Below are 25452 nucleotides of genomic sequence, written 5' to 3' on the forward strand. Positions count from 1 at the left end.
TAAATGGATACGTTAAAGTCGCGTCGGCCATATTTGTTAGAGCTAGATGTAATGCGTGTGATTCTAATTATTGGTGTTTTATTAACCCACACCCAGACTACGATGGAAAATGCTACTGATGTTGACTCGGTCAGTCGACTGATTTTTAATTCGACTCATTTGATGCTTCATTTTACGCGGATGGGATTTGTTTTTATCACCGGATTGGTTTTGATATGGCATTATTATCAGCGTTCGTTTAATTGGCTGTCCTTTTGGGGGCGGCGGTATTTACGCATTGGAGTTCCATATTTTGTTTGGATTAGCTTGTATTTGGTTGGGATTTTGTTGATTAAGCAACAATCATTTGCTAATTACGGATCCCGGTGGCTGGATACAGTTTTGCATGGTAATCAATTTTACATGTACTATTTATTCATGGCGGCTCAGCTGTACTTGATTTTTCCGCTGTTTTGTTGGTTGTTTGAACGGCTGGGAAAGTATCATACAAAGATTTTGGTAGCAAGTGTTGTACTACAACTTGTCTTGGTGACGGTAATCAAATACGTGCAACCTACACAGGGAAATCATCCATTACTCGGAATAATCTTTTGGCACTATGGTACTGATCCGTTAATTTACCAACTGTACTTTGTTTTGGGAGCATATTGTGCCGTTCATTATCAAAGAGTTACCAAATGGTTGGATCAATATGGTCATCAGTTAGTTGGTGGCGCAATTGTACTTTCGATAATGACGATTGGATTGTATCAGTTCAATTTACAAGTGCTTCATTTTGGTCATCATCAGTCTGAATCTATTCATCAACCCTTTATGATGCTAATGGATGTGATCATGATCTTGGCAGTTTGGTGGATTAGTCGCTGGTATGCTAATAGCAGGCAACAATTACGTTCGTGGTTGCATTATAGTGGTCAAGTTTCATTTGGTATCTATTTAATGCAAACAATTATGTTGGGTGTTTTGGCGGGAGTACTTCGATTAACAACTTGGCCGTCTTGGGTATACCTAGTTGTAACACCGGTAGCGTTTAGCATTGTCTTTGTGGGCACATACTTGTTAGTCGTCTTATTGGATCGTTCAACCATGTTACGTCCATTAGTTGGGCTAGAATTTTCCAAGACTAAGCGCCAATTTAAATCATATTAAATAAGATTCTGATTAGATCGGCCTAATGAAGCTTGCTAATCAGAATCTTTTTTTATTCCTAAACAAATTCACAATTTATTCATTGCTTTGCAGATTTTATTCATTACTTTAGCCGGGTTACTTCTAATTTATAGCGTAGATATTTCAAATTCGTTTTGTAAAGTAGTTATTAATTTAAATCAGAAAAGGTGATAGCTAATGGAGCAAGCAAGTAATATTAGAATTATAAAAACTAAGAAACATAACTGGCATTTTAATTTTCGACGATTTTTACCATGGATTCTACCAATTGGATTGATTGCAGTATGGCAACTGAGCGCAAGTGTTGGATTGATGTCTAGCACAGTTTCACCAGTGTCGGTAGTGCAGGATGGAATTTCACTTATTCAAACAGGTGAGTTACAGACCAATATTAGTATCAGTTTATATCGCGCTAGTATGAGCTTGCTAATTGGTGGTAGTGCTGGATTTATTTTCGGTTTTCTAAATGGAATTTCAAGCGTCTTTCGGGATGTGTTTGATACCTCAATTCAAATGTTACGAAATATTCCGCATTTATCGTTAATTCCATTAGTAATTATTATTTTTGGAATCGGTGAGACAGCCAAAATTTCTTTAGTGGCAGTTGGAGTAATGTTTCCAATCTATATCAATACGTTTCACGGAATTCGATCGGTTGATTCTAAGCTAATTGAGATGGGTCGTTCTTACGGCCTAAGTAGGTGGCAGCTATTAACTAAGATCATTATTCCAGGATCACTTCCAACTATTTTGATGGGATTACGATATGCACTCGGAGTTATGTGGACAACGTTAATTGTAGCGGAAACCATTTCTTCAAGTTCTGGAATTGGCTATATGGCGACCAGCGCGCAGGATTATATGGATATTACAACCGTAGTTTTATGTATCGCAATGTATGCTATTTTGGGCAAAGTGTCGGATTTGATTGCCAAAACATTAGAGGGGTTGTTCCTTCAATGGAAAAATGAGAAGAGGAGTGTTGCAAATGGCTAAACCATTTTTAACTTTAAACCATATTGAAAAACAATATGCTCAAGAAAAGGTACTACGTGATGTTGATTTTGAAATTTCAAACGATGAATTTATTGCAATTGTTGGAATGAGTGGTGGTGGTAAAAGTACTTTGCTACGAATTATTGCTGGCCTCGAACAACCAACTGGTGGACAAATCAATTTTCACCAACCAGATCCTGTGATTCGATTTATGTTCCAGGATGATCGCATCTTGCCATGGATGAGTGTGCTCGAAAATTTATCGTTTAAGAGTCGTGATTCTAAGCTTAAAGAACGCGCCAGTGAAATGTTAGCTTTGGTTGGTTTGAGTGAATTTGCCGATTATTATCCAAGTGCGTTGTCTGGTGGGCAAAAGCAGAGGGTGGCGTTAGCTCGAGCATTGATGGCACGGCCACAGTTGTTATTATTAGACGAGCCATTAGGAGCACTGGATGCATTGACGCGACGCAAAATGCAGCAATTAATCATGCGTATTTGTCACGAACAACATTTGATGGCCGTATTAGTAACGCATGATGTTGATGAGGCTGCCCGAATGGCAGATCGAGTGATTGTAATGCGCAATGGAACTAATCGATTTGAGGAACTAGGAGCTAAAGGGCGACCTAGTGGTGAAATTAGCGAGGTATCAGATAGGTTATTCGATGACATTGTGAATGTTGCTTATTAAAGTGGAAGGGACGTAATCGATTATGACAAAATTAACTGAACAATCAACAGATCAATTAATTAAAAGCTATGAGCGACCGATGATAAAAGATGAACACCTTAAGGAATGGTTTAGTGGAAAACAGTTAATTAAAGATGTTGCCGTGTTACGTCAATATTTTATTAATTTGAGGATCCAAAAAGGGGATGTTGTCCTTGTTTGTTTGGATAATTCTGCAGCTTACCCGGTGTTAATGCAAGCACTATGGGAAATCGGAGCAATTGGTCATTTAGTTGCAGCCACGACGCCACTAGCCCAACTTCAGGCTGATTTTAATGAACACGATTATGCATTATTAATCGCTAAGGACGAATTGGCGAAAGGAATTGTTAATGATGTTGTCTTAGAGCGAACCACTGTTAGACTACATACTGCTTCTAACCTGGCCGTTTTTGTTAATTCTGCCATTACTAATAATCGATCATTTGAATCATTGGTTGCCCCACAAGAAGATGACCTCGCACTAATTTTAAATACTTCAGGGACTACTGGAAAACCTAAACGAGTCGGCTTAACACACCAACAGTTATTTAATGCAGCCGAGCATAATATTACTAGTCATAGGTTAACGTCTGCTGATACAACCATGGTTGTGATGCCATTGTCGCATATTAATGCACAAGTAATTGCTTGCTTATCCACTAGATTATCAGGTGGGAAAATGGTAATTACTAAAAAATTCAGCGCCAGTCATTTTTGGCAACAAATTAGTGATAACGGAGTTACCTGGGTTTCAGCAGTGCCAACGATTGTATCAATTTTACTGATGAATGAACAGTCAAAGATGATTTACACGCAACTTCGAGACACAATTAATTTGCGTTTTATTCGAAGTGCTTCGTTTTCATTACCTGAAAATAAATTACTAGATTTTGAGCAACAGTTCCATACCCGGGTGCTAGAAGGATATGGGATGACAGAAACTGCTGGTCAAAATACACTGAATCCGTTTGACGCTCCTAAGGTGGGATCAGTGGGCAAAGCAGTGGGAACCCAGGTTGCTATCCTAGTTGATGATCAGGTGCAAACCTCGGATACTCAGTTTGGAGAAATTATGTTGCGCGGTGATCATGTTATTACTGACTACGTTGACTCACATCCGGATTCGTTCAGAGATGGCTGGTTGTTAACGGGTGATTTAGGTTATCTGGATAAAGATAACTATTTATTTATCAAGGGTCGTAGTCGAGACATGATTAACCATGGTGGCGAGAAAGTAGCACCAGCACAGGTTGAAAGTGTCTTGTCGCAGTTAAATTTGGTTAAGGATGTTGCAGTGATTGGCTTACCTAATGAATTGTATGGCGAGGCGGTCGTTGCTGTGATTATAAGCAACACACCAACAGTAAATGAGTTCACGCAGATGAAGGCCGTGGTTAATTTTGCTAAGACTAATCTGGCTTCGTTTGAACGGCCAACTCAAGTTTACTTTGTTGATGAATTTCCCCGCAATCAAACAGGAAAAGTTCTTCGGAATGACCTAAAACAGCAACTATTACAATCACTAGTTGGTGAAGGCGCATGAAAAAGAAAAATAGTTGGAAAAAAATTTTACTAATTGGGTTTATTGTGGTTTGGGTTGGAATCGCGTTTTATGGATTTCGTCAGGTTGGCGGTGGTTCATCAGACTTAAAGACAGTCACAATTGGGTATCAAAAAGCCGATCCAATTGATATTGCTAAAACCCGTGGTGAATTAGCCAAGAAAATGAAGACAAAAGGTTATAAAGTTGTCTTTAAGGAGTTTCAAGACGGCAGTGCATTACTGCAAGCACTGAAGGCAGGGAGTATTGACTATGCTCGAACGGGTGATACACCACCAGTTACAGCTCAAGCAAATGGAACTAAGTTGACTTATGTTGCGGCAGGAACTTCCAAGGCCAATGGGTCTGGTATTGTTGTTGGCAAAAGTTCGGGTATAAATTCACTATCCGACTTGAAGGGTAAACGGATTGCGTATACTAAAAATACTAGTTCAGAGTATCTGCTTCGAAAAGCATTGAAAAAAGCAGGACTATCAACAAGCGATGTAACAATGGTCAATATGGATCAATCAAGTGCAAGTGTTGCCTTTTCTAAAGGAAAAGTAGATGCCTGGGCGACATGGGATCCCTATACAGCACAAGCACAAGTGAAGCAAAATGCTAAATTACTGATTAGTGGTAAGGGATTAAGTAATAACCGTGACTTTATTTTGTCAACCAGTTCATATGCTAAAAATAATAAAGAAGTTTCTAAATACCTAATTCAATATTTGCAAGATGATATGCAGTGGGCCCAAACTCATCATACTAAATTAGTGGCAATGTTAAGCAAATCATTGAAGCTCTCGAAGACTGTTGTTACAAAAATGGTGGAACGTAGAACATACAATATTACAGCAATGAATAGTTCAATCACTAAAGAACAACAAAAAATCGCAGATTTATTTTATGATGAGGGTGTGATTACTAAGAAGATAAAGGTTAGCGATGATGTTGAATAGTAAGATTAAAATTAAATTAAAAAAATATTGACGAGCCGACTTAATGGGAGTAATATAACTTCAACATTAAAAATAGATTAGAAACGTTGAAGAGAAGAGTAAAGTCTAGTTAAGACTAAAGAGACCCCTAGTTTGGTGTGAATGGGGAGCTTGGCTGATTCGAAAGTAGTCTCTGAGAATTGAATGCAAACCGAGTGTTCAATGGGTGCACCCATTATCGTGCCAAGGTATCGCCATTAAATTGGCCGTACTTGGTGAGGTATACTTTGCGAAAAGTATGCAAAATGAGGTGGTAACACGTGAAAACGTCCTTATTAGGTTTTAAGACCTAGTAAGGGCGTTTTTTTGTTGGCTGGGTTTGCGGTTCTAATTTGAAATGTGTTCACCAAGGCAGATGTCTAGGGCTATATCAGTAAGGACAATCAATAAATCAAAAAAACGATTTATCAATTATCCTTACTAACATAGCCTACGACATCTGAACGCCTTTGTTCACACTCTAATCTGAAACGTGTTCACCAAGGTAGATGTCTAGGGCTAAGCCAGCAATGGCAATCAAATAATCACAATTCGATTATTCAATTACCATTGCTAACATAGCCTACGACATCTGAACACCTTGGTTCACACTCTAATCTGAAAGGAGGCTTAAGTATGCAAATACAATATGCGTGTAGTAATGGCGGGATTGTTCGAGTCAGTCTCTTTTATTAGTTGCAGTTACTGGATTATTCAAGGGAGATACAAATATGAAAAGAGACAAATTAACTACCAAAAATTACATTTTTATCGGATCAATGCTGTTTGGAATGTTCTTTGGGGCTGGCAACCTGATTTTTCCCATTCACTTAGGCCAACTTGCTGGTAATAACTGGTTTTCAGCAGCAATTGGATTTTTAATCACTGGAACGTTATTACCTCTGTTAGCAATTATTGCAATTAGCATTACTAAAGCCGGTGGTATTTATGACTTAGCTAAACCAATCGGTCAAAAATATGCAACAGTTTTTATGATTCTAATGTGTGCAACTCTGGGACCGTTGTTTGCCACACCCCGGACTGCTACGACTCCGTTTCAAATTGCTTTTGGTCAACACTTAAATGCAAGTCAAACGCCAATTGCACTCTTTATTTATTCCATCATTTTCTTTGGTATCACATGGTGGTTTGCGCGTAAACCGACTGGAATCATTGATTCAATTGGGAAATTGTTAAATCCTGCGTTTTTAATTCTCTTAGCAGTTATTTTTGGTTTTGCCCTTACATTGCCAATGGGCAAGGCTGCTAGCCAAAGTGGCACAAGCTTATATCAAAATGGAGCTTTTCTAAACGGATTTTTACAAGGTTATAACACAATGGATGCATTAGCTGGATTATTATTTGGAATTGCTATTGTCACCATTATTAAGAGCCTAGGAGTTAAGCGACCGGGTAATATTGCTAAAGCGGCTGCAAAATCTAGTTTGATCAGTATTTCATTGGAAGCGTTGATTTATTTAATCTTAATTTGGATTGGCGCAACTAGTTTACAATACTTCAAGTTATCTGCAGATGGTGGGATCGCTTTTAGTCAAATTGCTAATCACTTTATGGGATTGCCCGGACAAATTATTTTGGGAATTATGGCAACATTGACTTGTTTAACGACTTCAATTGGCTTATCAACTTCGTTTTCAGAAGCACTGCACACTAAGTTTCCCAAAATTAGTTATTCAATTTGGAATAGCTTAACCTGTGGTTTATCGCTATTGATTGCCAATATTGGCTTAGATCAAATTATTGCTTGGTCGACACCAATGTTGATGTTTCTATATCCTTTGGCAATCACCTTGATAGCATTATCAATTCTTTCGCCACTGTTCAAGCAAGCACGAATTGTGTACATCATGACAACAATCTTTACTATTATTCCAGCAATTATTGACGGCATTGCTTCTGCGCCAATAATTATTTCCGGCAGCGTATGGGCAAAGGCAATTCTTAGCATGGATCAAGCTGTTTTACCATTTGCGGGTTACGGAATGGATTGGGTGATTCCAGCTTTAATAGGCCTAATTATTGGCCTAACGATCTATGGTATTCAAACAATTAAGCAGCGCAAATTAGTAACACAATAAGCATGACTCAGATTAGTGGGCGACCTGATAATCACAACACATATGAATAGTACTCCGAGCAAATACACATAGTAAATTTGACAACACATAGAAAAAAGATTAACACATAGAATAACGCACATATTACGTACTTAACACATAGAACGAAAGGGGATGACTTCGATGGCTTTTATCGCTACACTAGCTGGCTTGTTACTAGCAACTCAAATAGTTGCGCATCTATGTCATCGGATCGGGATTCCCGGGGTTATTGGTGAAATTATGGTTGGTATTTTAGTCGGTCCTGCAATTTTGAATTGGGTTCAACTAGATCCAATGATGAACGAATTTCAAAACATTGGTGTTATTTTGTTGATGTTCATTGGTGGGTTAGAAAGCGATCTTGAGTTGTTGCGTAAGTATTTGAAACCAGCAATTTTTGTGGCAGTAATTGGAGTAATCTTTCCAGTAGTTATTATGGGAGCAACTAGTTATTTGTTTGGTTTTACTCTGATGGAAGCTTTGTTTATTGGAGTAATATTTTCTGCCACGTCGGTCAGTATATCGGTGGCGGTTTTAAAAGAATTTCATTATTTAGACACTAAAGAAGGTGCGACCATTTTAGGAGCTGCAGTGGCTGATGATATCATCGGTGTGATACTACTGAGTATTATGATTAGCTTAATGCACGGAACTGGTACTAAAACAGCTGGTTTAACAAGTGGTCTCGGAATCATCTTACTTGAACAAGTGGTCTTTTTTGGCGGTGTTTATGGATTGGTAAAGTGGTTAGCGCCCTACCTAATGAAATTAAGTGAGAAACTGCTAACAATTGCGGCACCGACTGTTATGTCGATGGTAATTTGTATGAGTATGGCGGCGATTGCAGATTTGGTTGGCTTAAGTGGTGCGGTTGGAGCATTTTTTGCCGGGATTGCAGTTGCACACACCAAGAATCGAGAGGTGGTTGATAAAAGTGTTGAACCCCTTGGGTATGCAATTTTCATTCCTCTATTTTTTGTTAGTGTTGGTTTGAATATGAACTTTGCACATCTGAATCAATCACTGGTATTTGTGATTGTAATGACAGTTTTAGCCTGCGTTACAAAATTATTGGGCTGTGGTTTTGGGGCGGCACTAAACGGATTTAGTTTAACTAGTGATTATATTGTCGGTGCCGGAATGATTTCACGCGGAGAAATGGCATTGATTACCGCACAAATTGGCTTTAATGCCCATCTACTGTCAGGGACTTACTATTCGGATATCATTTTAGTAATCATATTAGCCACTATCATTGCTCCATTTTTACTGAAACATGCGATTCACCGTCAACAGCAAGGATTGGTAGATAAAAAATTAAATCAACACAGTTTGCAAGTAAATAATTAAAAAAGTTTTCCTGACAAGTTCGGGAAAATTTTTTTAGTTTTGAAATGTTAACTGAAGAAAATAGTATAATGAATATTCGACGGCAAAGAGAATAAAGGATAGGTTTGAAAATGGATATTCGATTTAAACAAGCGATTTTACATGTAGTGGATCGTGAGCTTGGCGATCCAGTTATTTCACAAGTTGGGTTAGATTTAACCAGTGTTTCTGTCCGTGAATATTTAACAAAAAAAATTGAAAAATTGGCTTCTGAAAAAGCTAAAACAGGAACCCTGGTACCGACGTCAACAATGGCCACAATCATTAAAACTAGTGAAGAAGATTTTACAGTGATGAGTCAAAAAATGGTTGCCAAATGGTACGAGGTCTATCAAACAAGCGAGGATGCCCCAAGTGCGGATGTATTGATAGCTTTGTTTGATCAGGATGAACAATTAAATGTGGCCTTTTTAAAGCTTAATTATCATCAGTCATATACACATCTGGTAAACACGAATGATCAAGGGCAACTAGCCAACGAATTGATTGTTCATAAATCAATACTGGCTGGGAAGACGCAAAAGGCAGATGAGGGCTTTAGGGTTAATGTAGCTGATTTAAGCTACGAGCTAGACGAAAAACGATATACATTTTCTGGTGATCGCGAATTTTATTTGTCCACCAAAGTAATAGAAAGTGAGCCACTACCGTCGTTGGAGGAAAGCGTCAAATTAGTGACTAAAACGGCCAAAAAAGTGGGCAAAAGTTTTGATGTGCCAGACCGTGAAATTATAGCGAACGTTAAAGAAGCAATTCAAGAAAATATTGAGGAACATAGCAGTTTAGATACACAACAAATTGCACAAAAGGTTTTTAAAGACAACCCTTCTGCACAGTCTGACTTTAAAGATTCAGTTGTTGAAAAAGGATATGTTGATCAAGTGCCGATGTCAAACGAAGTCAAACAAATTGCTACCAAAAAATATGGTAAACAAAAACTAAAATTGTCTAATGGGATTGAATTGATTGTGCCGTTGGAGGTTTATCAAGATCCTAATCTAATTGAATTTATCAATAATCCAGATGGCACTATTTCGGTTACCATCAAGAATGTTGAAGATGTGATTAGTCGACTTTAGGTTGGATGGCTTTTAGTTGTTAGATTTTACTTTGGCTTACTTGTGTTTGCAGCCACAAAAGCCGGAATACGTGTCTGCTCACACTCTGTTTTGAATCATGATCGCAGCCACAAAAGTTTCCGTGTAACAACAAAAATCATAGCATCCTTCAATAAACGAAGGCTACTATGCTTTTTATCGTTACGCTCCAACTTCTATACGTGTCTGCTCACACTCTATATACTGTGTTCAATCTGCAGTAACTTTTCCTGTTCGTCCGTTATGATGGGACAGGCCGCACCAATACTTAAAAGGGTCAGTTGGTGCATTGCTCGTGAAGCAATCGTGTATAAAATACCCGTGGATCTTGGATCAGAATAGTTAGTTGCAGAAACGTCGTAAGCAATTACGGCATCAAACTCTAATCCTTTAGCTAGGTAAATTGGCATAATCAAAATACCAGTTGGTAACACTCGGTCTGTATCCGTAAGTAGTTTAGCACCATCTATTTGATGGAGTTGTTGATAGACTTCATGTGCTTGAGTAGCATTCTTTGTCAAGATAGCAACTGTTTCGGCATTCTTAGACTGGGTGACAACCTCATTAATTAGCGCATCGGTTGCGTCTGCTTTGGAATAACGCAAAATAATTCGGGGTAGGTCTCCATGGCGATTAAATGGCATAATTTGATCACCATCTGGCAATAATGATTTGGCAAAGTTGGTAATTTCGGTGGTTGAACGGTAACTACGATTGAGAGTAATCAAATTCGGCCGCTTAGCAGCCAGTGCAGTACTTAGTCGATGCAAGAGCTGTTGTGGAACCTCAATTTCTTTAAATAGCGCTTGTTCACTGTCGCCCAAAATGGTGAATTTAGCCTTTGGGAAAACATGTTTGAGATAAATTAGTGCGGCAGTTGAATAATCTTGCATTTCGTCAATAAAAACATATTCTAACTGTCTGTTTTGGCCGGAGCCAGTAATTAAATCTCGAAGAAATAATAATGATGGACAGTACATTAATGAAATTCGGTGATATTCAATTTCTTGCTTGAAATTAGTAATAATTTCTTTCCATGAGTTTGAAGTCACACCAGTTGGTTGTTGGTGACTTAAAAATTCAGAATATTGAGCGTAAGGATCAAAGAAGTAGGTATTATAAATGGCATCATAAACAATTCGCAATCGTTTGGTTGCTAATCGAGTTGACACATAATCTAATAATTCGTCCTCGGTCTCGAACTCTTCACTTTTTTTATTGCCCAGCAAATTATGGAGGTCTTCACTGTTTAACTGACTAACTGCTTCAGAAATCCACTCTGATTTGGCTTCTATTTTAATTCGCTGTTTTAGTTCCTTGATTAAGGCATTTTTGGTTGCTAAAATTTTGTCCGCAATTGCCATGTTTTCTGGGAATTTGGCGAAAATTTTACGAACATGATCAGCTGTAAAAAATATTCGACCTTCAAACATGATATTAGAAAACTTAACTTGTTCGGTTGTTAGTTTCTGACAGTATTTTTCGACAGCATGCATACATTCAGCATTTTCCAAGAAGTTTTGAGCAACTTGATTGCTAATGCCGTTTGTTTGTTCATCTTCATAACGCTCAAATAATGTTTGCACATCTAATCCTTCGAATCTTCGTGATAAAAATTCGGCTAAAGTAACTTGGCGCATGTTGCGTTCGCCCAAACTAGGTAAGACTTCAGAAATATAGTTACTAAAAAGGCGGTTAGGTGAAAACAAGACGATCTGGTCGGCATTCAAAGAGGCGCGACTATGATAAAGCAGATATGCAATTCGTTGTAAAATGGCCGAAGTCTTACCACTGCCAGCCACCCCTTGAACTAATAATAAATCACTAGCTGTATCGCGAATAATGTCATTTTGTTCCTTTTGAATAGTTGCAACGATGTTTTGCATATATTGATCGTTTTGCTCGCCTAAAGCTGCTTGCAACATCTCGTCGCCAACCGTTTCATTAGTGTCAAACATATTAGCAATCCGGCCATCTTTAATAGTAAATTGGCGTTTTTTTACGAGTTGTGTTGTTTGGGAACCAGCGGGAGTTGGATAGGTCACATCACCGAGATTACCATTGTAATAGATTCCAGCAACTGGGGCTCGCCAATCATAAATCAAAAAATCAGTTTTATCTGCATTCATTAATGAAGCAACACCAATATAAAGAGATTCAGGGGTAACTTCACCAGGATCTTTGATATCGATTCGTCCAAAGTAGGGTGATTTTTTTAAATTGGACAGTGTTTCTAATTGGTGTTTTAAAATTGTTTCACTTTCGTAGGACCGGGCTACTAATTGACGTTGTTGTTCAATCATCGCATTAGTTTCCATTGCATCGTCAACTTCATATAAATTGACGGAGGCGTTGTCGCTATAATTTTGATCAACCATTCTAGTCTCATGATGCGCCTGGTCAAATAATGCTTGACTAGTTTCAATCTGATTAGCCACTTGTTTGGTGACATAATCGACTCGCTGTTGTTCAGTTTGGCGTTCGTTTTCTTCTGTCAACTGAGATCCTCCTGCTTAAAATTTGTCTATCTATTGTAAGTCCTTATTAGATCAATAACAAGCAATAAACTTCAATGAAGTTGATAAAGTGAATTAATCTATTTACTTTTCTAATTTTGCTCGTTAAACTAGTGATTGTATCTTAATGGAGGAAATCACATGACAAAAAAAGTAATTTTAACTGGGGATCGACCGACTGGTAAGCTGCATATCGGTCATTATGTTGGTTCGTTAAAAAATCGAGTTGAATTGCAAAATTCTGGTGACTATGACACTTTTATTATGATTGCCGATCAGCAAGCACTAACTGATAATGCTCGTGATCCTGAAAAAATAAGACATAGTTTGCTCCAAGTTGCATTGGATTATCTAGCAGTTGGCATTGATCCGGCTAAATCAACAATTTTAGTGCAATCTCAAATTCCAGCACTAAATGAACTTACAATGCATTATTTAAACATTGTCTCTGTAGCCCGACTAAATCGCAATCCTACGGTTAAGACTGAAATTAAGCAAAAGGCGTTTGGTGAAAGTGTTCCAGCAGGCTTTTTTATTTATCCTGTTAGTCAAGCGGCAGATATTACGGCGTTTAAAGCCGATACTGTTCCAGTTGGAGACGATCAAGAACCAATGCTGGAACAAACTCGCGAAATTGTACGTTCATTTAACAGCATTTATAAGCAAGATATTTTGGTGGAACCAAAGGGTTACTTTCCGCCCAAAGGAATGGGTCGTATTCCTGGTTTAGATGGGAATGCTAAGATGAGCAAGTCATTAAATAATGCAATTTACTTAGCTGACGATGCTGATACGGTAACAAAAAAGGTAATGTCAATGTATACGGATCCAGAGCATATTCAAGTTAGTGATCCTGGCCACGTTGAAGGAAATACAGTGTTCACTTACTTAGATATTTTTGATCCAGACAAGCAGCATGTTACTGAGTTAAAGGAACAGTATCAAGCCGGTGGATTAGGTGACGTGAAGATTAAACGTTATCTAAATGAAGTACTAGAAACGGTTCTAGAACCAATTAGGACTCGCCGTGCACGTTATGAACAGAATCTAGATTATGTTTATCAGGTATTAGAAGAAGGATCACAAAAAGCAAATCAAATTGCTAATCAAACATTGGATGAGGTTAGGGATGCGATTGGAATTAATTATTTTAGTTAGAGTGTGAAAAAACCTGGGTAAATAAGCATGGCGTAAGAAAAAAACCAGTAATCAATAAATTTGTCCTTCAAATTTATTGATTACTGGTTTTTTTCTTACATGAAGATTGTCGTGGTTACAAAGCACGTTTACTAAATAGTATTAATAGTCGAAATAATCCATTCACCTTCAAAACTAGAAAACAGGATTCCATACGATAAAACTGGCTATAACCACTAAATTTTAAGTGATAGCCGTACTTGGAAATGGTATGATAATAAGGAATAAAATTTAAGGTATTATAGCCTAATTTTTACGGATGATAAATAAAAATAAAAGGATTGGAGGTGAAATAATGGAAAATTTGGCAATTGTCGACTTAGGTTCCAACTCAGTCCGAATGGCAATTACAGAAATTAAAGAGGATGGCAGCTTTCGTGAAGTTAAGCGGGTTAAGGAAGACTCACGGATTTCAGAAGGAATGGGCCGTGAAAAAATACTCCAGCCACAGGCAATGGATAGAACAATTGCAGCATTAAAACGGTTTAAAAAGTTGTATATGGGATTGCCAAATTTAAGGGTACAAGCAATCACGACGGCAGCCGTGCGTCAAGCTAAAAATCAAACTGAATTTTTGCAACGAGTTAAGCGAGAGTTGGGACTTGAATTACAGGTTTTGACAGGTTCCAAAGAGGCTTATTATGATTATCTCGGCGTGGTGCGATCTTTGAATTTGGATCACTGTTTAATTTTGGACACTGGTGGGGCAAGTTGCGAGATTATCTTAGTCCAGCATAAAAAAGCGCGTAATCTAATTTCAATTCCAATTGGAGCAGTCAATTTGTCGGAGCAATTTCATTTAGGCGGATATGTTAAAGCAGTGGATTTGTTCAAAGCCCAGATATCAGTCAATGAACGATTAGCTAAAATACCGTGGTTGCGCTATGCCGAACATGTTCCCATTGTTTTGCTAGGTGGTGCCAACAGAACGTTAGCACGGATGAGTCGTAATTATCGCCACAAGGATCGGGGTAGTATTCATGGCTACCATCTGTCAGCTAGAGCGGTTTATGCGACTTTTCGTGAGTTATTAAGCCGTAATTTGATTCAACGTAAGAAAATATCTGGATTGGAACCAGAACGGGCAGATATAATTATTGGTGGGATGTTACCACTAGTAGCATTGCTACAAAAGACGGATGATGGACGTGTTATCTTTTCGGAAAGTGGTGTGCGCGAGGGGATTATTGCTGAATACGTTCAAAAAAGAAATGCGGATTAATTTTGGAGTGAAACATGACAGATTGGCAACATGGATTTTATAAACTAAGTTTGGCAAAACGACAACAAATAGTTGCTCATCAATTTGAGTTGACTGGTAATCAACAAGAGCTACTGCAACGACAGGTTGATGGAGTTAATGAACAGATGGTCGAGAACTATTTGACTAGCTTTCATTTACCAGAAGGAATTGCGGTTAATTTACTGGTTAATCAACAAAAATATGTTGTACCAATGGTGGTTGAAGAACCATCAGTAGTTGCAGCAGCTAGTAATGGCGCCAAACTTGTTGCTAAAAATGGTGGCTTTAAAGTTACCTCTAATAAATCAATGATGATCGGACAAGTTGTGATAACTGATCTCAAAGATGTTGATGAGACTGTGCATTGGTTACAGCAGGAAACAATAAAAATCTTACAAGTTGCCAATCAGGCCAAACCATCAATGCAGCAGCGTGGTGGCGGAGCAACAAAATTAAAAATTAGAACATTAAAGAAAGATTGGCTAGCAATTGAAATATCAGTTGATACTGGTGAGGCAATGGGCGCAAATGGTGTTAATACAATGTGTGAGGCGGTTGGTCATTGGCTCACCGATCACGGGTTCAATGTATTGACAGCAATTCTAAGTAATTTTGCAACTCAAAGTTTACAGACAGTGACATGTGCAATTAAGGTAATAGACTTAGCAACGGACATGATGACTGGCGAACAAGTGGCTAAAAAGATTACACAGTTGAGTGAACTGGCACAGGTTGATCCTTATCGGGCAACGACCCATAATAAAGGGATTATGAATGGCATTGATGCTGCCGTAATCGCTAGTGGCAATGACTGGCGCGCAATTGAGAGTGGCGCCCATGCCTATGCTGCGATTGATGGTGCATACAAAGGATTGAGTACTTGGCAGGTAGAAAATGGTTATCTGAATGGAACAATGACGTTGCCGTTATCACTTGGAATTGTTGGCGGATCGATTGATATTGTGCCACTGGTTGAGGTTAATCAAAGAATGATGGCGATTGAGTCTGCAGTGCAGTTGGCTCAGGTTATTATTAGTGTGGGTTTAGCACAAAATTTAGCAGCGTTGAAGGCACTTGCAACTAATGGAATTCAGGCAGGACACATGGAATTGCAATATCGATCGTTAGCAGTTGCAATTGGTGCTAGTGAATCAGAAGTTGAGCAGGTTGTTAAGCAATTAAAAGGGATCAAACATGTTGACCGAAATACTGCAACAGCAGTTTTAAATCAACTTCGGAAGGACAAAAATAATGGCAGAAATTAAACTAAATAAAACAACGCAAAGTTTATTAGACCAAGTTAACAAGGTGTATCCTGGAACCGTCTTGGTGCACTTTGGTGACACGAAGACTGGCTATTTGCGACATGATCAAGCGAAACAAGAAGCCCTAACTGGTGGCTTAGTGATTACAGTCACTGATGTAACGGCACCTAATTACACTGCATCACATGAATTGCTACATTTATTGATGCTCCTGAGTGGTTTTCCACAAATCTTTTTCAATGTAACATTTGGGGATGACAAATTAGACGAACAGTTAATGATTATGGCAACTGATCTGTATGATATCGCGATGCATTTGGTCGTGGTGGCAGAACAGCGAAAGCATCAATTGATAGATCAAGAAATTGAAACGCTCTATCTTAAAGGAATTGACAACACGATCACAGTTGAAAAAGATGGAGACGATGATGAGCGGACACTGCGACTTTTAACACTTTTGGATGCAATGGTATTTTACGGTGATCATTTTGATCAAGTGAAGTCTCATATACAGGAACGGTATCCGCAAGCATTGCAAGCAGCCCAAAAACTCTATCATGATTTAACGGATAAGCCAATTGATTCACCATTTTCAATGCGTCGTACAATTGTTAAATTATTTAAGCAATTTGATGATCAACTAACACGGTGGCATTTGCCAGCGTTACACAATAATGAATTTACAACCTTATCTAGTGTTTTAAGCGAGCGTCAACTTCGGCTTGAAGTTCGCCAGATGTTTGAAATTTTTCATTCTGAAATGATTGATCGACAAAGTGGTGAAAAAGCATATATTGGTCTTAATCGAAATGATCGACAAAATTCGTTTGTGCTGACACCGCCTAAAGATAATTCGGTTGATTTTTTCAAGGATATCTATAGCCAAAGCGTTAAAGACTTATTTGAAACGTTGAAGATGCCATATATTGTTAGGAAGTAATTTTAAATGAAACAAGAAATTCAAACTGACTTTGATCAGGCAAATCACATCGTCTTTTTGACTGGTGCTGGTGTTTCGACAGCATCCGGAATTCCTGACTTTCGGTCTGCAAATGGATTGTATACTCATAACAAAAATGCTGAATACTACTTAAGTCATGCTTACTTTGCTTCAGATCCGGATGGATTTTATGATTTTTGTAAACAGAATCTATATTTTCCAGAAGCTAAGCCAAATGTAATTCATCAAAAACAAGCGGCATTAACCACTAGCGGTCGTGGAGCAGTGATTACACAAAACATTGATAATTTATATGAAGTAGCGGGAACCACTAATTTAGTTGATTTTCACGGAAATTTATTTGATGTTTACTGCACTAAATGTGGCAAGAAAGTTGATTGGCATGATTATCTGAACAGTCGAATTCATCAAGGTTGTGGCGAGGCACTTCGTCCTGACGTTGTACTTTATGATGAGGGAATTAAGCCTGAGTCAATTTCACGGGCTGTTAATTATCTTGCAAACGCTGATTTGGTCGTAATTGTGGGAACCTCAATGCGCGTTTACCCGTTTGCTGGTTTGCTGGATTATCGTAATCCCCAAGCAAAGGTGATTGCAATTAATCAAGAAAAATTGCAGCTGCCAGTTCGTTTTGAAATGGTTCAGCAAGATGCAACCCAATTTTTTGCAGAATTAACTGTGTAAATTAGTGTTAATTAAATCTCAAATCGGCTACAATTAGGGTACGAGGTGAGAGTTATGACACGCGAAGAAATTATTCAACAATTAACACAAACTGTTAAGATCATGCGCCGATTACGCATTATTCAGGTGTTTTTTGACTTTGCGATGATTTATGGTGTCATTCAAATCTTAATGGGTGGAGCCATGGTAACAATGTTTAGTATGACTTTTACACAAAATAATGCCATGACGGTGGTATTTTTGATTTCATTGGTGGATCTATGTTTTGCATTTATTCGCCGCAACCATCGTCGTGATGGCATGAATCTTATTACGGGACTGACTGGTCAACTTAATGATCAGGAAGCACAACTAGTACAATTATTACATCGTTATTAAATTGGAGTGAAGTTGATGATTACAATTGGGTTAACAACATGGAGTGATCATCCAAGTTTAATTAATGAGCAGCGGCCAGTTCAGTTATCTGAATACGCCGCTTTTTTTCCGGTTGTAGAAATTGATAATCCATTTTATGGTATTCCAACAGTAAAGTCTGTTAATGCATGGCAGCAAAAAGTACCAGCTGGATTTCAATTTATTTTAAAGGCAAATCGAGAAATGACTAAGCATCCGGCTGAAAATAAGCTAGCAGCACCAATTACTGACCAGCAAAGATGGCAACTGTTTCGTCAATATCGGCAGATGGTAGCACCACTAATTGCAGCGCACCAATTAAAAACGATTTTATTTCAGTTTCCACCATTTTTTAATGCGACTACTGAAAATATTGAGTATTTACAGCAAATTAGAGTGGCATTACCTGACTTACCAATTGCCGTAGAATTTCGCAATCAAACTTGGTTTGATGAAGCAATATTTAAAGTTACACGTAATTTTTTGCAGGAATTGAAAATGACTTTTGTAGTTGTCGACGAACCCCAACAAGGAGCGAATACGGCACCGTTTAAGCCGACTTTTACAGATCCTGATTTAGTGATGTTTCGGTTACATGGACGAAATACTAAGGGTTGGAGTAATCCAAACCGAGAATGGCGCAAAACAAGAACGTTATACCGGTATAATGAAACGGAGTTACAGCAGTTTGGTGCAGCAATTACTGCAGTTGCAACTAAAACTAAGGAAGTTTGTGTCATTTTTAATAATAATTCCGGCCACGATGCGGCTGATAATGCACTCCAATTGCAACAATTGTTAGGAATTCAATTCAAAGGATTGGGCCAAAGACCACCGGAACAATTGGACTTATTTTAGAGTGCGAGCAAGGCCGCTAAGGATTCGTAGGCTAAGAGATAAAACACCATTGATGAATTGGTTTGTGATTCATTGATGGTGTTTTATCTCTTAGCCCTAGGATTCTGGCCTTGCGAGCACGTTTTAGAAACATAGAACCAGAGTAATCATTGATGAATCGATTTGTGATTCATTGATGGTGTTTTATCTCTTAGCCCTAGGATTCTGGCCTTGCGAGCATGTTTTAGAAACGTAGAACCAGAAAAGAGCCAATAACTACAGCTGTTTTCTGTGGTTACTGGCTTTTTACATTCAATCATGTATCATTATTCAATTTACAATTAGTTGTTTAATTAAATTTCCTCTTTGTCTTAACCCTCAAACCGTGGTCGTTCTTACTGTGCTGTGATATACTATCTGTTAATGTAGCTAAATTAAATCGAAATTTTTATGTAAGAAGGGAAGGCCTCATATGGCTGATCAAAAACCAACATTTTATATTACTTCACCAATTTATTACCCATCTGGTAAATTACATATTGGTAATTCATACACTACCATTGCTTGTGATGCAGAAGCACGTTTCAAACGGCTCATGGGTTATGATGTGTTTTATTTAACTGGAACCGATGAACACGGACTTAAAATTGAAGAAAAAGCTGAAAAGCTTGGCATGCAGCCCAAAGAATATGTTGACCAAATGGCTGATGGAATTAAAAAATTATGGCAATTGCTCGATATTTCCAATACAAAATTTATTCGGACAACCGATGATTATCATGAAGCTGCTGTGCAAAAAATATTTCAGCAGTTATTAGATCAAGGTGATATCTACTTAGGCGAATATGAAGGCTGGTATTCAGTCTCAGATGAAGAATACTTTACAGAAACTCAATTAGCAGAAGTCTATCGTGATGAAAATGGTAAAGTGACAGGAGGAAAAGCTCCTTCTGGTCACGAAGTTGAGTTAGTTAAGGAACAATCGTATTTCTTTAAAATGAGCAAGTATGCGGACTGGTTATTAGATTATTATCACGCGCACCCTGAGTTTATCCAACCAGCCGCACGGATGAACGAAATGATCAATAATTTTATCAAGCCAGGGCTAGAGGATTTAGCCGTTTCACGAACTACTTTTAATTGGGGCGTCAAGGTTAAAAGTGACCCTAAGCATGTGGTGTACGTGTGGATTGATGCTTTAAGTAACTATATTACTGCTTTAGGTTATGGTAGTGATAATGATGCTAACTTTAAGAAGTACTGGCCTGCCGATGTTCACATGGTTGGAAAGGAAATTGTTCGTTTTCATACAATTTACTGGCCAATTATTTTGCATGCACTTGGATTGGAATTGCCAAAACAGGTCTTCGGTCATGGTTGGTTATTGATGAAAGACGGTAAAATGTCGAAGTCAAAAGGAAACGTGATCTATCCGGAAACTTTGGTGGAACGTTATGGCTTAGACGCACTTCGTTATTATTTGCTCCGGGCAATGCCTTATGGCAATGACGGTATTTTTACGCCGGAAGATTTTGTTGATAAGGTAAACTATGATCTAGCTAACGATTTAGGTAATTTGTTAAATCGTACAGTAGCAATGATTAATAAATATGAAGACGGACAGGTACCGGTGAACGTTAGCACTGAAACCGAATTTGATTCAGACTTGAAGCAGGTTGCCAGTGATTCAATCGCAGAATTTAAAGATTTAATGAATCAAATGCACTTTAGCGACAGTTTAAAAGCAATTTGGAAATTGGTTTCACGAGCTAATAAGTATATTGATGAAACGCAACCATGGGTGCTTGCCAAAGATGAAGCAAAGAAAGAACAATTAGCTGCAGTTATGAGCAATTTGGCCAAAAGTTTGCGGGTAATTGCTGTACTTTTGCAACCCATTATGACTAAAGCACCTAAAGAAATTTTACGACAGTTAGGTGTTTCTGATAATCAGCCAGCAATTAGTGATTTACAATTTGATCAATTTCCTGCTGGATCACAAGTAGTTGCTAAGGGAACACCAATCTTCCCACGCCTTGATGTAGAGCAGGAAGTTCAATTTATTCAAAATAAAATGACTAAAGATGAAAAGAAAAAGGGGCGTGCCGCAATGGAAGCTGCTAAGAAAGAAGCAGAGGTAGTGGAGAGTGAAGGCAAAAAGCCTATCCGAATCGAAGCTTTTGATAAAGTAGAGATTAAAGTTGCCCAAATTAAAACTGCTAATCATGTTGAAGGTGCGGATAAACTGCTCAAGTTTCAGTTGGATGATGGCTCTGACGAGGGTCGTCAAATTCTATCAGGAATTGCGCAGTGGTACCCAAATCCAGAAGAGCTAGTAGGCAAAAAAGTATTAATTATTGCTAATCTAAAACCACGTAAGATGCGTGGGGAGCTTAGCCAAGGAATGTTATTGTCAGCTGAACACGAAGGTAAGGTTCAACTGGTAATTGTACCTGATGATTTAGTTAATGGTTCAGGTGTCGAATAAGGAGAACAAGTTGTGGCAATTTATACACACGAAAAAGCATTGAATATTTATGATTCACATACTCATTTGAATGATGATGCCTTTTTTGATGAAGTACCAGCCTATATGGCTCGTGCTAAACACTTCGGGGTTACTCAAATGAATATTGTTGGTTCAAATGCACAACTGAATCAACGTGCATTACAGTTAGCACACCAATATGATAATTTGCATGCAATTGTTGGTTGGCATCCTGAAGACGCCAAAGATTATGATGATGTTGTTGAGAAAAATCTGATTGAACAGTTGGCAGACCCACAGGTGGTAGCTATGGGTGAAATGGGCCTTGACTATCACTGGGATAGTTCGCCGCAAGATGTGCAAAAAAAAGTGTTTGCCCGTCAAGTAGCCATTGCCAAAGATTTACATTTGCCGATTTCGGTCCACGACCGGGATGCTTTTGAAGATACGTATCAGATTTTAAAGCAAGCGGATGTTCGTGAAATTGGTGGTGTGATGCACAGCTTTAATGGTAATACTGAATGGCTAAAAAAGTTTTTAGATTTAGGGATGCATATTTCTTATAGCGGTGTCGCTAGTTTTAAAAATGCGACAGAAGTGCACGAGTCGGTCTTACAAACGCCACTGGATAAAATGTTGGTAGAAACCGACGCTCCATATCTAACACCAACTCCGTATCGCGGCAAGCAAAATGAGCCTGGATTTACCAAGTTTGTGGTGGAAGCTATTGCTGACTTACGGGAACTTAGTGCTGAAGAAATTGCTGATACAACTTATCAAAACGCAGTGGACCTATTTGGAATCAATAATGCAGAAAATTAAAGAAATCATCGTTGTCGAAGGCAAAGATGACACTAAAAGAATTTTACAAGCAGTTAATGCAGACACGTTTGAAACTAACGGGTCTGCTTTGTCGTCTGCAGATATTGAGCGGTTGAAGCAACTTCAACGAAAGCGGGGACTGATTGTTTTTACAGATCCTGACTTTAATGGAGAGCGAATTCGAAAAATGATTGCTGCTGCAATTCCTGGAGTCAAGCATGCGTTTATTAAACGCAGTGAAGGCGTACCAACGGTGGCGGGTGGTAGCTTAGGTGTGGAGCATGCGAGCGTTGCCACAATCTTAGCTTCACTTGAACATTTATATACGCAGGATACCAGTATAAATGCAAACACTTTTACTGCTAATGATTTGAGGCAAGCTCAGCTTATCAATGGGACTAAGGCACGTAGTAGGCGTGAAAGATTGGGTGAAGTTTTAGGAATTGGTTACGGTAACGGAAAGCAGTTACTCAAACGGCTAAATCTATTTCAAATCACACCACAACAATTTAACGATGCGATTACTTTACTAAATCGGGAGGATCAGAATGAATGAACATTTAGAAGTTGCTAATCCGGTTCGGACAAAAGCAATTATGGAACGATATGGATTACATACCAAAAAGAGTTTAGGACAAAACTTTCTGACCGATTTGAATGTGTTAAAAAATATTGTTAGTGCTGCAAAAATTACAGAGCAAGATAATGTGATTGAAATTGGCCCTGGAATTGGTGCGCTGACAGAGCAATTAGCGTTGAACGCTAAGCAAGTTGTGGCACTTGAAATTGATGACCAACTAATTCAAGTTCTTCATGAAGTATTGGTAGATTATCATAATGTTAAAATTATTAATCAAGATGTGTTGCAGGCTAACCTACCTGAAATTATCGAGACGCAGTTTGATGATCCTTCAAGGCCGATCAAGGTAGTGGCAAACTTACCATACTACATCACCACACCTATTTTAATGCAGTTGTTAACTTCACCGGTGAAGTGGGATTCAATTGTAGTAATGATGCAAAAAGAAGTTGCACAACGTTTAGCTGCAACACCTGGAAATAAATCTTACGGTTCATTAACCCTTGCAGTGCAATATCAGATGGACACACACATTGCCTTTGATGTATCACGTCGGGTGTTTATTCCTGCCCCTAACGTAGATTCTGCAATTGTGGTATTGGAACCCCGAAGCCAAGCCCCGGCTGTATTACCATTTGACGAACGTAGTATGTTTAGATTGATTAAGGGCTGTTTTGCCCATCGGAGGAAAAGTTTATACAATAATTTGCAGTCTGTTTTTGGTAAAACGCCCGAAATTAGAACACAAATTAATGCTGTTCTGGAACAAAATGATTTGTCGCCACAAATTAGGCCCGAACGATTATCACTAGATCAATTTATTCTATTGACTAATTCTTGCCATACCGCCGGATTATTATCCTGATTTGCTTGCGATTTCACAGTAAGTGTGGTAAAATTTGAAATTTTTGTGAAATGGGCGTATACTATCATTCATAGTGAGGTGAATTGGATGCCAGTAACATTAGCTAGCATCAAGGCGAGACTTGATCAGAGAATTGGTGAAAACCTGTTGGTAATTGCACAAGCAGGACGAAAAAAGATCACGAAGCGTCACGGCATTTTGAGTGAGACTTACCCAGCAGTCTTTGTGGTTGAATTAAATCAAGACGAAAATTCGTTTGAACGTGTTTCGTACAGTTACACCGACGTTCTAACAAAAAATATCGAAATTGATTTTGAAGATGAACAAGCAGTTGAATAAAAAACACTGATGGCGGGGGCGTCATTGGTGCTTTTTTGTTAGCAATTGATATTGCTTGGCTGCAATTGGTTCTATTTAACAACAGGAGTTTCCGTACGGCATAAAATAGGCAAGATACAATTCAAAATTTGGATTGCGTCTGGCCTATTTTTTCAGTTCTTTAGCGTAACTGTTTGTAAGCATGACAAAATGCATTGCTGTATCGACGTTAAATTAGTATAATTACAGTATTCTATTACTATGATCTGGAAGGGGGGCGTGACTAGTTGATAATGTTAGAAAAGGCACCGGCTAAAATAAATTTGGGGCTAGATACGTCCTTTCGCTATGCTGACGGGTCTCCGCAGTGGAACATGGTAATGACTTCGGTTGACTTAGCGGATTATGTCAGCGTTCAGACTTATCCTAATTCTACGCATGTTTCGGTGGCCACTGATAGTGGCTTTTTACCTAATGATCAACGAAATTTGGCCTATCAAGCTGTACATATTTTAAAGAGTCGTTTTCATCAAACCGATGGTGTCCGAGTAAAAATAAAAAAACAAATTCCAGTTGCTGCTGGATTGGGTGGTGGATCAGCTGATGCGGCAGCTGTTTTGCGTGCATTAAATCAAATATGGTCGCTGGGGCTCTCGCTGGATGAATTGGCTAAAATATCGCTGACAATTGACTCGGATGTACCATATTGTATTTATAATCAAACAGCGCATGTTACTGGCCATGGTGAACAAATTGACTTGATTGATCCGTTTCCACACTATTCAATCGTAATTGCTAAACCTAAAATAAGTGTCTCAACACCTGTTATCTTACGGCAAATTGATTATGATAAGTTAAATCACCTCAAAATTGATCAGTTAATTGAAGGCCTATCACAACGTGATGATCCTAAAATGTTTGCCGCAATGGGTAATGTGTTGGAGCCAATTACTGCCAAAGCTTATCCTGAAATTAACGAATTAAAAACGAAGATGCTGTCTTTGGGGGCAGATGTTGCTCAAATGAGTGGTACGGGGCCATCAGTATTTGCAATTTGCCGGAAGCTTTCACGTGCTAAGCGGTTGCAGAACAGTTTACGTGGCTTTTGTAATGAGGTTTATTTGGTTCGGGCTTTGTAGAAAAAAGTAATGGTGAAACGTTTTTTTGTAGTCTAAACATGCTCGCAGTCGCAGAAATTTCTGTGTAACAATAAAATCTGTAGGAACCTCGCTTACTCTTTGAACGAGGTTCCTACAGATTTTATTGTTACACGGAA

At 38.5% G+C, this 25452-nt stretch carries 22 protein-coding genes; 21 read left to right on the forward strand and 1 reads right to left on the reverse strand.

Annotation, left to right across the window (positions count from 1 at the left end; translation table 11 throughout):
* The first annotated feature begins 3 nt into the window (after positions 1-3).
* The 8 genes from FFM51_RS05775 (at position 4) to FFM51_RS05810 (ending at position 9986) form a co-directional block, all read left to right on the forward strand.
* Positions 4-1149 (forward strand): acyltransferase, encoded by a 1146-nt coding sequence (locus FFM51_RS05775; RefSeq protein WP_137597692.1) that lies wholly within the window; start codon positions 4-6, stop codon positions 1147-1149.
* Between the two features lie 198 nt (positions 1150-1347).
* A complete protein-coding gene (locus FFM51_RS05780) occupies positions 1348-2166 on the forward strand; it encodes an ABC transporter permease subunit (protein ID WP_137597693.1) in 819 nt (272 codons plus the stop codon).
* Positions 2159-2857, forward strand: a complete 699-nt coding sequence (locus tag FFM51_RS05785) for an ABC transporter ATP-binding protein (protein ID WP_137597694.1) — start codon at positions 2159-2161, stop codon at positions 2855-2857. Before FFM51_RS05780 ends, FFM51_RS05785 begins: the two co-directional genes overlap by 8 nt.
* A 22-nt stretch (positions 2858-2879) precedes the next feature.
* Positions 2880-4421: an AMP-binding protein gene (locus FFM51_RS05790; protein ID WP_137597695.1), complete on the forward strand. Its 1542-nt coding sequence runs from the start codon at positions 2880-2882 to the stop codon at positions 4419-4421.
* Positions 4418-5380 (forward strand): aliphatic sulfonate ABC transporter substrate-binding protein, encoded by a 963-nt coding sequence (locus tag FFM51_RS05795; protein ID WP_137597696.1) that lies wholly within the window; start codon positions 4418-4420, stop codon positions 5378-5380. Before FFM51_RS05790 ends, FFM51_RS05795 begins: the two co-directional genes overlap by 4 nt.
* Before the next feature lie 749 nt (positions 5381-6129).
* A complete protein-coding gene (gene brnQ / locus FFM51_RS05800; RefSeq protein WP_137597697.1) occupies positions 6130-7497 on the forward strand; it encodes a branched-chain amino acid transport system II carrier protein in 1368 nt (455 codons plus the stop codon).
* 162 nt (positions 7498-7659) lie between these two features.
* Complete coding sequence (locus FFM51_RS05805) at positions 7660-8868, forward strand: cation:proton antiporter (RefSeq protein ID WP_137597698.1); 1209 nt, start codon at positions 7660-7662, stop codon at positions 8866-8868.
* A 110-nt stretch (positions 8869-8978) separates the two neighbouring features.
* Positions 8979-9986: a nucleoid-associated protein gene (locus tag FFM51_RS05810; protein ID WP_137597699.1), complete on the forward strand. Its 1008-nt coding sequence runs from the start codon at positions 8979-8981 to the stop codon at positions 9984-9986.
* 215 nt (positions 9987-10201) lie between these two features.
* Here the strand turns inward: FFM51_RS05810 and helD are convergent, their stop codons facing one another.
* The gene (gene helD / locus FFM51_RS05815; RefSeq protein WP_137597700.1) at positions 10202-12502 is read right to left on the reverse strand and encodes an RNA polymerase recycling motor HelD; all 2301 of its coding nucleotides are present in this window, start codon (positions 12500-12502) and stop codon (positions 10202-10204) included.
* Positions 12503-12661: 159 nt separating this feature from the next.
* On the opposite strand from helD, the gene trpS reads away from it, so the two are divergent.
* From trpS to ispE, 13 genes are all read left to right on the forward strand, one after another.
* Positions 12662-13678 (forward strand): tryptophan--tRNA ligase, encoded by a 1017-nt coding sequence (gene trpS, locus FFM51_RS05820; RefSeq protein ID WP_137597701.1) that lies wholly within the window; start codon positions 12662-12664, stop codon positions 13676-13678.
* A gap of 334 nt (positions 13679-14012) precedes the next feature.
* Positions 14013-14939, forward strand: coding sequence for a Ppx/GppA family phosphatase (locus tag FFM51_RS05825; protein ID WP_137597702.1), 927 nt, complete (start codon positions 14013-14015; stop codon positions 14937-14939).
* A 14-nt stretch (positions 14940-14953) separates the two neighbouring features.
* Positions 14954-16225 carry a hydroxymethylglutaryl-CoA reductase, degradative gene (locus tag FFM51_RS05830; protein ID WP_137597703.1) on the forward strand — a complete coding sequence of 424 codons (1272 nt, stop codon included), beginning with the start codon at positions 14954-14956 and terminating at the stop codon, positions 16223-16225.
* Positions 16212-17165, forward strand: a complete 954-nt coding sequence (locus tag FFM51_RS05835; RefSeq protein ID WP_137597704.1) for an IpaB/EvcA family protein — start codon at positions 16212-16214, stop codon at positions 17163-17165. The genes FFM51_RS05830 and FFM51_RS05835 overlap by 14 nt, the downstream gene beginning before the upstream one ends.
* A 6-nt stretch (positions 17166-17171) precedes the next feature.
* Positions 17172-17870: an NAD-dependent protein deacylase gene (locus FFM51_RS05840; RefSeq protein WP_137597705.1), complete on the forward strand. Its 699-nt coding sequence runs from the start codon at positions 17172-17174 to the stop codon at positions 17868-17870.
* A gap of 54 nt (positions 17871-17924) precedes the next feature.
* On the forward strand, positions 17925-18248 hold the full coding sequence (locus FFM51_RS05845) for a hypothetical protein (RefSeq protein ID WP_137597706.1): 324 nt from the start codon (positions 17925-17927) through the stop codon (positions 18246-18248).
* Between the two features lie 15 nt (positions 18249-18263).
* Positions 18264-19124, forward strand: a complete 861-nt coding sequence (locus FFM51_RS05850; protein WP_137597707.1) for a DUF72 domain-containing protein — start codon at positions 18264-18266, stop codon at positions 19122-19124.
* A gap of 451 nt (positions 19125-19575) precedes the next feature.
* The gene (metG, locus tag FFM51_RS05855; protein ID WP_137597708.1) at positions 19576-21591 is read left to right on the forward strand and encodes a methionine--tRNA ligase; all 2016 of its coding nucleotides are present in this window, start codon (positions 19576-19578) and stop codon (positions 21589-21591) included.
* 39 nt (positions 21592-21630) lie between these two features.
* Positions 21631-22413 (forward strand): TatD family hydrolase, encoded by a 783-nt coding sequence (locus FFM51_RS05860; RefSeq protein WP_137597723.1) that lies wholly within the window; start codon positions 21631-21633, stop codon positions 22411-22413.
* On the forward strand, positions 22400-22969 hold the full coding sequence (rnmV, locus tag FFM51_RS05865; protein WP_137597709.1) for a ribonuclease M5: 570 nt from the start codon (positions 22400-22402) through the stop codon (positions 22967-22969). Before FFM51_RS05860 ends, rnmV begins: the two co-directional genes overlap by 14 nt.
* Positions 22962-23858 (forward strand): 16S rRNA (adenine(1518)-N(6)/adenine(1519)-N(6))-dimethyltransferase RsmA, encoded by an 897-nt coding sequence (gene rsmA, locus FFM51_RS05870; RefSeq protein WP_137597710.1) that lies wholly within the window; start codon positions 22962-22964, stop codon positions 23856-23858. Before rnmV ends, rsmA begins: the two co-directional genes overlap by 8 nt.
* Before the next feature lie 87 nt (positions 23859-23945).
* The gene (locus FFM51_RS05875; protein WP_137597711.1) at positions 23946-24197 is read left to right on the forward strand and encodes a Veg family protein; all 252 of its coding nucleotides are present in this window, start codon (positions 23946-23948) and stop codon (positions 24195-24197) included.
* A 266-nt stretch (positions 24198-24463) separates the two neighbouring features.
* Positions 24464-25315, forward strand: a complete 852-nt coding sequence (ispE, locus tag FFM51_RS05880; protein ID WP_137597712.1) for a 4-(cytidine 5'-diphospho)-2-C-methyl-D-erythritol kinase — start codon at positions 24464-24466, stop codon at positions 25313-25315.
* Positions 25316-25452: the final 137 nt, after the last annotated feature.

This window comes from Paucilactobacillus kaifaensis (genome assembly GCF_005405145.1).
Taxonomy (GTDB): Bacteria; Bacillota; Bacilli; order Lactobacillales; family Lactobacillaceae; genus Paucilactobacillus; species Paucilactobacillus kaifaensis.

Bases quoted from the DNA above. Each gene is read 5' to 3' on its own strand.
- FFM51_RS05775 (WP_137597692.1), top strand. From the start codon at position 4: ATGGATACGTTAAAGTCGCGTCGGCCATATTTGTTAGAGCTAGATGTA.
- FFM51_RS05780 (WP_137597693.1), top strand. From the start codon at position 1,348: ATGGAGCAAGCAAGTAATATTAGAATTATAAAAACTAAGAAACATAAC.
- FFM51_RS05785 (WP_137597694.1), top strand. From the start codon at position 2,159: ATGGCTAAACCATTTTTAACTTTAAACCATATTGAAAAACAATATGCT.
- FFM51_RS05790 (WP_137597695.1), top strand. From the start codon at position 2,880: ATGACAAAATTAACTGAACAATCAACAGATCAATTAATTAAAAGCTAT.
- FFM51_RS05795 (WP_137597696.1), top strand. From the start codon at position 4,418: ATGAAAAAGAAAAATAGTTGGAAAAAAATTTTACTAATTGGGTTTATT.
- brnQ (WP_137597697.1), top strand. From the start codon at position 6,130: ATGAAAAGAGACAAATTAACTACCAAAAATTACATTTTTATCGGATCA.
- FFM51_RS05805 (WP_137597698.1), top strand. From the start codon at position 7,660: ATGGCTTTTATCGCTACACTAGCTGGCTTGTTACTAGCAACTCAAATA.
- FFM51_RS05810 (WP_137597699.1), top strand. From the start codon at position 8,979: ATGGATATTCGATTTAAACAAGCGATTTTACATGTAGTGGATCGTGAG.
- trpS (WP_137597701.1), top strand. From the start codon at position 12,662: ATGACAAAAAAAGTAATTTTAACTGGGGATCGACCGACTGGTAAGCTG.
- FFM51_RS05825 (WP_137597702.1), top strand. From the start codon at position 14,013: ATGGAAAATTTGGCAATTGTCGACTTAGGTTCCAACTCAGTCCGAATG.
- FFM51_RS05830 (WP_137597703.1), top strand. From the start codon at position 14,954: ATGACAGATTGGCAACATGGATTTTATAAACTAAGTTTGGCAAAACGA.
- FFM51_RS05835 (WP_137597704.1), top strand. From the start codon at position 16,212: ATGGCAGAAATTAAACTAAATAAAACAACGCAAAGTTTATTAGACCAA.
- FFM51_RS05840 (WP_137597705.1), top strand. From the start codon at position 17,172: ATGAAACAAGAAATTCAAACTGACTTTGATCAGGCAAATCACATCGTC.
- FFM51_RS05845 (WP_137597706.1), top strand. From the start codon at position 17,925: ATGACACGCGAAGAAATTATTCAACAATTAACACAAACTGTTAAGATC.
- FFM51_RS05850 (WP_137597707.1), top strand. From the start codon at position 18,264: ATGATTACAATTGGGTTAACAACATGGAGTGATCATCCAAGTTTAATT.
- metG (WP_137597708.1), top strand. From the start codon at position 19,576: ATGGCTGATCAAAAACCAACATTTTATATTACTTCACCAATTTATTAC.
- rnmV (WP_137597709.1), top strand. From the start codon at position 22,400: ATGCAGAAAATTAAAGAAATCATCGTTGTCGAAGGCAAAGATGACACT.
- rsmA (WP_137597710.1), top strand. From the start codon at position 22,962: ATGAATGAACATTTAGAAGTTGCTAATCCGGTTCGGACAAAAGCAATT.
- FFM51_RS05875 (WP_137597711.1), top strand. From the start codon at position 23,946: ATGCCAGTAACATTAGCTAGCATCAAGGCGAGACTTGATCAGAGAATT.